This window comes from Butyrivibrio sp. TB, from assembly GCF_900110805.1.
Taxonomy (GTDB): domain Bacteria; phylum Bacillota; class Clostridia; order Lachnospirales; family Lachnospiraceae; genus Butyrivibrio; species Butyrivibrio fibrisolvens_C.
This window is the reverse complement of the sequence record NZ_FOER01000047.1, coordinates 1-9,153: the sequence shown is the minus strand read 5'-3', so window position 1 is coordinate 9,153 and position 9,153 is coordinate 1. Positions and strand designations below refer to the sequence as shown.

Annotated in this window: 10 protein-coding genes; 9 read left to right on the top strand and 1 reads right to left on the bottom strand. The window is 33.9% G+C overall.

Translation table 11 applies throughout. The features are described from left to right. The 9 genes from BMX21_RS18840 to BMX21_RS18800 all read left to right on the top strand — a co-directional run. On the top strand, window positions 1–206 hold a 206-nt coding region (locus BMX21_RS18840; RefSeq protein WP_143057307.1), incomplete at its 5' end, for a transposase domain-containing protein. A 272-nt stretch (window positions 207–478) separates the two neighbouring features. Then, a complete protein-coding gene (locus tag BMX21_RS18835; protein ID WP_092047015.1) occupies window positions 479–2,017 on the top strand; it encodes an oligosaccharide flippase family protein in 1,539 nt (512 codons plus the stop codon). 28 nt (window positions 2,018–2,045) lie between these two features. Then, the gene (locus BMX21_RS18830; protein ID WP_092047012.1) at window positions 2,046–2,975 is read left to right on the top strand and encodes a glycosyltransferase; all 930 of its coding nucleotides are present in this window, start codon (window positions 2,046–2,048) and stop codon (window positions 2,973–2,975) included. A gap of 9 nt (window positions 2,976–2,984) precedes the next feature. After that, window positions 2,985–3,731, top strand: a complete 747-nt coding sequence (locus tag BMX21_RS19895) for an acyltransferase (protein ID WP_278305265.1) — start codon at window positions 2,985–2,987, stop codon at window positions 3,729–3,731. A gap of 50 nt (window positions 3,732–3,781) precedes the next feature. Beyond that, window positions 3,782–4,984, top strand: coding sequence for a glycosyltransferase family 4 protein (locus BMX21_RS18820; protein ID WP_092047008.1), 1,203 nt, complete (start codon window positions 3,782–3,784; stop codon window positions 4,982–4,984). Window positions 4,985–5,031: 47 nt separating this feature from the next. Continuing rightward, complete coding sequence (locus tag BMX21_RS18815) at window positions 5,032–6,087, top strand: glycosyltransferase family 8 protein (RefSeq protein ID WP_092047005.1); 1,056 nt, start codon at window positions 5,032–5,034, stop codon at window positions 6,085–6,087. A gap of 85 nt (window positions 6,088–6,172) precedes the next feature. After that, the gene (locus tag BMX21_RS18810) at window positions 6,173–7,315 is read left to right on the top strand and encodes a glycosyltransferase (RefSeq protein WP_092047001.1); all 1,143 of its coding nucleotides are present in this window, start codon (window positions 6,173–6,175) and stop codon (window positions 7,313–7,315) included. 191 nt (window positions 7,316–7,506) lie between these two features. Further along, window positions 7,507–8,016: a transposase gene (locus tag BMX21_RS18805; protein ID WP_177174120.1), complete on the top strand. Its 510-nt coding sequence runs from the start codon at window positions 7,507–7,509 to the stop codon at window positions 8,014–8,016. Continuing rightward, window positions 8,009–8,824 (top strand): DDE-type integrase/transposase/recombinase, encoded by an 816-nt coding sequence (locus BMX21_RS18800; protein ID WP_092046995.1) that lies wholly within the window; start codon window positions 8,009–8,011, stop codon window positions 8,822–8,824. Before BMX21_RS18805 ends, BMX21_RS18800 begins: the two co-directional genes overlap by 8 nt. A 115-nt stretch (window positions 8,825–8,939) precedes the next feature. Here the strand turns inward: BMX21_RS18800 and BMX21_RS18795 are convergent. After that, window positions 8,940–9,153: ATP-binding protein (locus tag BMX21_RS18795; protein WP_177174119.1), on the bottom strand; the 214-nt coding region annotated here is incomplete at its 5' end.

Here is a 9,153-nt window from a genome sequence, read left to right as displayed (position 1 = left end):
GTGCTCTTACCTATTCCATTGTTGAGACAGCTAAAGCTAATGGTGTTGATGTTTACTACTATCTGAAATATCTTCTCATGAAATGTCCAACATCTCTAACTAGCGATGAAGATCTTGAGAAGCTTTGCCCATGGAATCCTGAATGCAAAGAAGCTCTGGACGAACTCCATCGTCAACATCAGAATGCAATCTTCGATGCACTGTAATCTTTATCATATGTGAATTGTCAAGGTGCTCCAGTCTCCTACGAGGCTGGGGTATATTTTATGGGCAAAAGCCCTTGTACCTAATAATATTTTTGCGGTGGATGTGTTACCCACCGGAAAATTTAGCGCTTACCTTTATAAAATCACCATCTATTTATCTTCTCTATATTCTGTTTTTTATTGTGGAATGATAGTGCTTGTTTTGGGCGTATAGGAATACTATGATCACACAAAGTGATGTTACAAAAATTTTTGAAGAAAGATAGAAGCAAATGAATAATAAACGGTTAAAATCTACATATAAAAATTCAATATGGACGATGTTTCTTGTATTAGTTACATCCATATTTCCATTTATTATTAGAACGGTAATTATACGATATATCGGTATCGAATATGCGGGTGTAAGTAGTTTATTTACATCCGTTCTGCAGGTAATTAATATTGTAGATTTAGGCGTGGATAGTGCTATAACTTATTATCTATATAAGCCAATGTCTGATAGATATCAGCATACTGAAGAGATTGGCAGAATAATGAACCTGTTCAGACGAATTTACTATTCCGTTGGTGTTATTATTTTGATAATTGGAATTGTTACTATTCCATTGATTCCATATATGGTTCAGGGGAAGTCTTATCCTCATAATCTTAATATATATTATATATATTGTGTGTATATTCTTAACTGTGTATTGCCTTATTTTTCTGGTACTTATAAGAATGTTTTATTTATATCTAGCCAGAATAGTCATGTTTGTAAACGTATAGGCGGTTTTACTGCACTTATAATGTATGTTTTGCAGTTGATAGTATTGATGTTATTTCATGATTATAATATCTATACTTTTTTATTGTTGGTAAATGCTATTTTACCAGGAGTAATAGTAAGTTTTTCTGCTAGGAGATATTTCCCAGAAATAAGTATAAAGGGTATGCCGGATGCAACCTTTATAGCTCAGTTTCGTAAACAGATATTAGCTATAGCAGTATCTAAGGTGAGAGGTCTTTCTAGAAATTCTCTTGATAGCATTGCTATTTCGATGTTCATAGGATTAGCGATGGTAGCAAAGTACCAAAATTATTATCAAGTTATGTTTGTGCCTATTTTAATAATTGACAACATTAGGGGAAGTGTGACACCTGCACTTGGAAATGGTGTAGCAGTTGAAACTTCTGATTCGAATTATGGAGTATTGGAACTCTATACATTTATACAGAATTTTTTTATTACAGTTGCAGTTTCATGTTTGCTTAATCTTATGCAACCTTTCATAGTATTATGGGTAGGAGATGATTACTTGTTACCCCAATACATATTGGCTTTGTTTTGCGTATATTTCTTTTTGGTAGAAACGTCTAATGTTGTAGTGCTAATGAGAGAAGCTACTGGAATGTGGTGGAAGGGGAGATATGTTGCTGTGTTCGAAGCCTTATCAAATCTTATACTCAATTTTGTATTAGTTAGATTTTTTGGAGTGGGAGGAGTTATATTTGCTACAATAATAACTATTGGATGCATCAATATTCCTTTTGAATTATATTATATTTTCAAATACTATTTTCAGAGAGAAGCAAAGAGTTACATAATAGAACTAGTTTTATATGCGATAAAAAGTTTTGTAGTTGTATTATCAAGTTATTATATTTGCAGACTAATACCAGATCATGGAATTTTATTTTTTGTAATAAAAGCAGTGATTACTGTATTAGTTTCTACAATTGTTTTTTGTCTTATATATTTAAAAAATTCTAAATTTATTGAAAGTATAAAAGTTATAGGGAAGATACTTAAGATACATAGAAAGTAATACCTATATTATTATAAAGGTGATCGAAATGAATGATTATGGTTTGGATTGTAGCATTATCATAGTTACGTACAATGCAAAAGAGTATATGAAACAATGTATTGATAGTATATATGAACATACTAAAGGAATATCGTTTGAAATAATTGTGTCTGATAATGCTTCTACAGATGGTGTTATTCCTATGATACGTTCAACGTATAAAGATATTATAATCATTGAAAATGAACATAATATTGGTTTTGGTGCAGCAAATAATAAAGCATTAAAATTAGCTAGAGGTAAATATGTATTATTTTTAAATGAAGATACAGAACTAAAGAATAATGCTATTAAAATGTTTTTTGACTATTTTGAATCTAATAACAGTAAAATAGGCGCTTTAGGAGGATATTTGCGGTTTCCGAATGGAGATAGCAATATATCAAGTAGCACTTTCCCTACATATAATGATTTGCTAAAACAAATGATTATTCATAACATACATGACATTATTTGGGGAGTTGGGTTAAGACTAAGAATAAATAGTATGGGTCCTTTTTTGAAAACAAGTGATTGTCATACTCGTACTAATGATTCGTATGATGTACAAGAAGTAGATTATATCTGTGGAGCAGATTTGTTCATGAAGAATAATGCAGATGCTGAATTTGATGAGTGTTTTTTCTTGTATTTTGAAGAAACAGATTTGCAATTAAGGCTAAAAGAAAAACAATTAAAGAGGCTATTAATTCCCGGACCTCAAATAGTGCATTATGGGGGAGGAAGCCAGATGGACCGAAAACGTGGTGTAAGACCAATTTTTGATTATCAGTTGTCAGCTGTAAAGTATGCTAAAAAGAACTTAAAAACAGATGCAAAGATTTTGAAACTTCTTATAAATTTTAATTGGAATAATTATTATTTGAAAGAATTGGTAAGGTCTAAAAGGCTGAAAGAAGCACTAAAACAATTATGAGGTATATCAATGATATTAAACCATTTATCAATAGTATTGATGTTTATATTAGATATATTATTTTATGGGTTTATTATAAGCCTTTTTTTCGTTTCAATAATAAATCGTTATATCAGTAAAAGATATTCTTTTAATAATAATGATGTATTAGCTAAACACGATAGTTCATCTGAGGCAGTAGGTAATAGTGTTCATACGGGAGTGGTTGGAATTCTGGGAAGAACTATTCTTAGCTATATTCGTTTTACATCTATTATCATAGGTTTTATTCCATTACATTGTATAAGAGTTTTTTTGTATAAGCATGTTTTTTTTATGAAAATAAGCAACGATGTTTACGTGCATTATGGATTAACTATTATGGGAGGAGATAATATAGAGATTTCCAGCAATTCCATAATTGGAGATAAATGTACATTGGATGGAAGGAATGGACTATATATAGGCAAAAATGTCAACTTTAGTTCTGGAGTTAATGTGTATACCGAGCAACATGATTATAAAAATAGCATGTTTGCATCTTATAGTTCAAGTATATTTTCTGTAAAGATAAATGATTATGCTTGGATAGGTCCTAATGTAATAATATTACCTGGAGTTACGATTGGCGAAGGCGCAGTTATTGGTGCAGGTAGCGTTGTTACAAAAGATATAGAGCCATATACGCTTTCAGCTGGAGTGCCTGCTAAATATATTGCGGAAAGACCTAAAAACTTAAGATATAAACTTGGATCTAGGGATGTGAAATTTTATTAATATAGGAGAGACGTATGATGTTTCGCTTCAAATAATCATACAGATAATATATGAAAAAAAGAGTTTTTGTTACTATGTTTCCAATATGTGAAGGCTTGGGGATAACTAAGGATGTGGGGCAAACGCCGCAAGTAATGGCTAATTGTTATGGATATGAATCGTATTTAGTTACATATAACAATGGCGATGATTATGAAAGTTGGTGTGATAAATATGCCCCAGACATAAAGAAAGTGATATTTTTACACAAGTCGGGTCATAATACTGAATTGTTAGACGAATTACGCTTTATAGTAAAGCACGCAAGAGAAATTGATGTACTACATACTTTTCATATCGGTATTAAGCATTTGATATGCTTATGGGTATATAAAATTTTAAATCCTAAAGGTATTTCATATTTAAGATTAGATATAGATTTTCAGACGTTAGAATATTATTCCAATATAGAACCATGGAAGAAAAAGTTTATTCAATTTTTACACAAAGGTACAGATATAGTATCTGCAGAAAGTAGCGAAACATGTAAACAATACGAAGAAATTTTTGGAATTAGACCGATATGTGTACCTATTGGATTTGTAGATATTGATGGTATAAAAAATATAAACTGCACTCATAAAAGTGCTCTTGACATGGGAGATAGTTCAAATAAAGATAGTTCTAATGATACTTCCATATGTAAAGAAAAAATAATTATGACAGCAGGAAGACTAGGGACAAAACAAAAAGCAACAGAGATTCTTCTTGAAGCGTTTGCTAAAACTCAGAATACTATAGATTGGAAATTGATATGTGCAGGTCCGATTTCAGAAGACTTCAATAATTATATGTATAATTTTAAAAGTCTACATGCTGATGTGATGGATAGAATAATATTTACAGGTAATATTACAAACAAAGCAGAACTATATAGTTATATGGAGCGTGCATCAATTTTTGCGATGCCATCAAGATGGGGTGGGTCAGAAACGGTATGTGTTGAAGCTATTTCAAAAGGATGCTATCTCTTGATGTCAGATCAGATACCTCCATTTAAAGAATATACTAACAATGGAGAGTTTGGAATGCAAATCCCTGTTGATGACGTAGATGCATGGGCTAATGGAATAGATACAGCTATAGCATGCTATGATAAAAATCATTTTAATGCTTATCGGGCTTCTCAGTACGGGAAAAAAACATTTAACTGGAAAACTATTCTAGGTGTCCTTGAAAATGAGATAAACAAAGTGAGAGACATAAAAGTTTGATATTAGTATAGCAAACGATCGCTATAAAACTTATAAAAGGATTATATATGAAAAAGTTGAGTGTCGTGTATTATACAGATGAAAGATATATTGTACCAACTTGTACATCTGCTTTATCGTTGATTGAACATAATTCAAATGTGTATATCCATTTTTGGTTATTTTGTGATGATTTCGAGGAATGGAAACAAGAATCGAAGTGTGTTGTTGAAGCGTTGAAACAAAAAGAGTCTTGCAAAGTAAATATTATGGCAACACAATCTTTAAAAGAAAAATGTGACTTCTACAAACTTCCTATCTATAAAGGTGCCCAAGGAGTTTTTTTGAAAATGTTTATGTGCGATTTAATCCCTGATATGGGGTGTAATATTCTATTTCTTGATAGTGATACTTTAGTTACAGATAGTTTGGAAGAGTTAGCAGAGTATGTATTTCCTGAAGGATGTAGCTGTGCTGCAATGATCGATACTATGAACAATAAATATATGAAACGTATGTTACATATGAATGAAAGTAGCACCTTTTTTTGCCAAGCAACATTTTTAGTAAATCCTATTTTATGGAAAAGTTTGGATTGTGATAAAAAAATAGATATGTGGATAAAGAAAATTGCACAAACAGGGCGAACTAGCGAAGTGATGCAGTGTATAGTTAATGAGCAGGGAGTTCTGTCCAAGGCGTTAGAAAAACAGTGCGCAATATTACCTGCAAAATATATGGTATTACCGGGAAATAGTGTTTTACAACATAAATATCGCCGTTTGCTATTTGGAATGCAGGTATCTGATTACTATCTAGATAAAGACATTGATACTGCAAATGAAAATCCGGCAATAGTTCATTATATGCATTATATTGTTCCTAAACCGTGGAAACATGATGGTTTAAATAAATACGAAGAGAGATGGACGAATATATATATAAGAGTTAAAGGACATGAAATTTTTCCTATAACTCAATGGAAAATGAATTGTGAAGAAAAAATAAAACGTCAGTTGTTATTGCGGTCACAGTTTTTGTTTGCAATGATGGGACATCTTTTTTTAAAAAAAAATTTGAAGAAGAGTATTTCTTATTGCGACTCTTTGGATATATTTAATTAGAATATTTAAAAAATCTAGAATAAATAATATTAGAGAATATAACTGCATAGGATGAAGAGATAGGATAAACTGAAAAAGAGGAAATATGAATATTTTATTTGTTTCGGGATGTGAGCCAAAACTTAATGGCCCAGTTTCACGCCTTTTATATGATATTTTAAGTGCTTGTCCATCAACACAAAAAGTCGATTTTGCAGTAGTAGGAAGAGAAAAAATTGATTTGAACCTACCAACAAATCTTGATTATATATCATGGAGTCAATTAAATACAGTAAATAAAAGTTTTAATAAAATATTTTCATATGGAAAAGTTAGAAGAGATTGGATAATAAATGGAAAATATCATTTAGATGCTTCTAAATATGACGTGATTGTAACATACCCAATGGTTCCGACAGCACTAGATTATTGTGGGTTTCAAGGAAGGTTTGAAGCTATTGTCGTAGATTCTGCAACGATGGTATTTGCAAGAGCGTGTATTAATCATTCCTCTGCGTTTATGCGCCTGCTTTCTTTCATTAGATTACAGCAAAATTCGAATATTGATAAGATAAATGTGCAAAAAGCGGCTCATTTATACACAGTAGGTATATCTGACGCAGAAGCATATAATGTTTTCTATAATAGCAAGGCTTCTTTTATCCCACATACAGTGACCGATGATGTAATCCCATACTTGGGTAAGGTCACCTGGAAGCAGGGAGAGCGATTAAAGTTATGCTTTGCAGGATCATTATCCTATTTTTATACAGGTGATTTATATAACCAACTGATAAATAGGCTTGCTAATAGTAACTTGCAAGATTGTATAGAGATACATTTTTTAGGTAAAAAGTTTAAGGGCATCGGAAAGCTAAAAAAGAATGGATTTTGTGTGTATCATACAACATATGCGGAGTCTTTCGAGGAATATTTGTCACAGAATCATGTTTTTTTGGCACCATTGCAAATAGGAGGAGGAACCAAGAATCGAGTTTTATCTGCTGCAGCGGTAGGTATGGATGTTATTGGAACGAGTGTTGCTTTGGAAAATATTTATGGAATGAGCAATTCTAATGTTGCAAATACTGCTGATGAATTTATGATTCAGATCAAAGCAAGATTAGATAATCATAAATTGTGTCATTTAAATAAATATCAGATTGATGATTTCATGCAGTATCATAGTAAGCAACAATGGACAGATAAATTTTGGAATAATATTATAGAGAAAGCTAATCAGTTATAAATACATCATACGAGGGAGCCAAAAATGGGGATGGATTTTTCGTGTGTACAAAAGAGTCCAGTAGCTAATAGAATTTTGGTAGCACTAGGAAAAATCACAGTGGGAAGACTTAGAATATCCCTCAGTGTTAGGGTAGTTGTCACTCCCCTCCCATAGTTGGTAAGATGATTGCCAAAGGGAAGGTGACAAGTATGAGCTTTAATAAGTATCCAAAAGAAATGAAAGAGGCCATAGTGGCCAGATTACTGGAAGAGGATGAGATTGTATCAGACATCCACAAAAAGACAGGGATAGGGATTAACACATTGTGCAGATGGAGAGATGAAGCCCAGAACCAAAGAGGGCTATCTGCTACTACCAAGTACAAGAATGCTGATAAATGGAGCAGTCAGGATAAATTTATGGTGGTTCTTGAGACAGCAAAACTGTCTGAAATAGAGTTCTCTGAGTACTGCAGAGAAAAGGGTATATATCCAGAACAGGTAAGAGAATGGAAAGATGCCTGCATAAATGCAAATAACGATGCAGTAGAGCGAAGAGATAAGATTACAAAGGAGCTGAATGCTGAACGCAAGCAGAAAGAAAAGCTTGAAAAGGAACTTGCAAGGAAAGAAAAAGCATTGGCAGAAGCTGCAGCACTGTTAGTACTAAGAAAAAAGCCGATGCTATTTGGGGGACGGAAGAAGAGGACGGATGATTAGCACCTCAGATCGTAGACAAGCAGTAGAGCTAATCACCGAGGCAGTGGATTCAGGAGCGGCCTTGTATAAGGCATGTAAAGAACTCGGAATCAGTAAACGTACTTATAATCGTTGGAAGAATACTGACAACGACTATATAGATAAACGCACCACCTGCGAGCGCCCTGAGCCGGCAAATAAACTGAGCCAGGAAGAAAGGCAGAAGATACTGGATGTTATGAACTCTGAGGAGTTTGCATCGATGGCACCATGTGAAGTCGTACCAATACTGGCAGATAGAGAAATCTATATTGGAAGTGAGTGTACATTTTATAACATACTCAGGGATGCAAAGCAGCTTGTTCACAGAGGACGAGATCAGGCGCCACAGAAACGGCCAGTATCGACCCACAAGGCCACAGCACCTAATCAGGTGTGGATGTGGGACATAACATATCGAAACGGACCAATAAAGGGCAAATATTACTATCTGTATCTGTTTTCAGATCTGTTCAGCAGGAAGATTGTTGGTTGGGAAGTTTACGACCAAGAGTCAGCAGACCTTGCTAAAAAACTGATAAAACGCATCTATCGTGAAGAAAAGATATTCATGAATAAGGAACCGCTGGTGCTTCATTCTGATAACGGAAGCCCAATGAAAGGAGCAACAATGCTGGAGACACTCTATGCGCTTGGAATCACCCCTTCAAGAAGCAGGCCGAGAGTCAGTAATGTTAATCCTTATGCAGAGAGCCTTTTCAAGACACTGAAATATATGCCGAATTATCAGCCAAAAGGCTTTAATGACATCGTTGAGGCAAGGTTGTGAGTGAAACACTTTGTAGACTGGTATGAATATTCTCGTGCGGCGGAGCCGCCTATCCGGTGTGGCGTGAGCCACGTGTCCGGACAAGCGTGAGCCACCTTTATTTGTACCTTTACAATTACATACGGTCAGTTTCTGATAAACCATAAACCTCTCGCATGGAAAGATCCTTGGATGGATCTATTGGAACGATGTTGATGACGTATCCGTCATGTACGATACGATCCAGTATAGCATCTGCCAGAGGGGAAGCATCTCCTCCGAGCTGTTCATACCAACCCTCTTTTGTATATTGAGAGCAGAAGATGGTGGAGGATCTCTTTCTCCTTCTG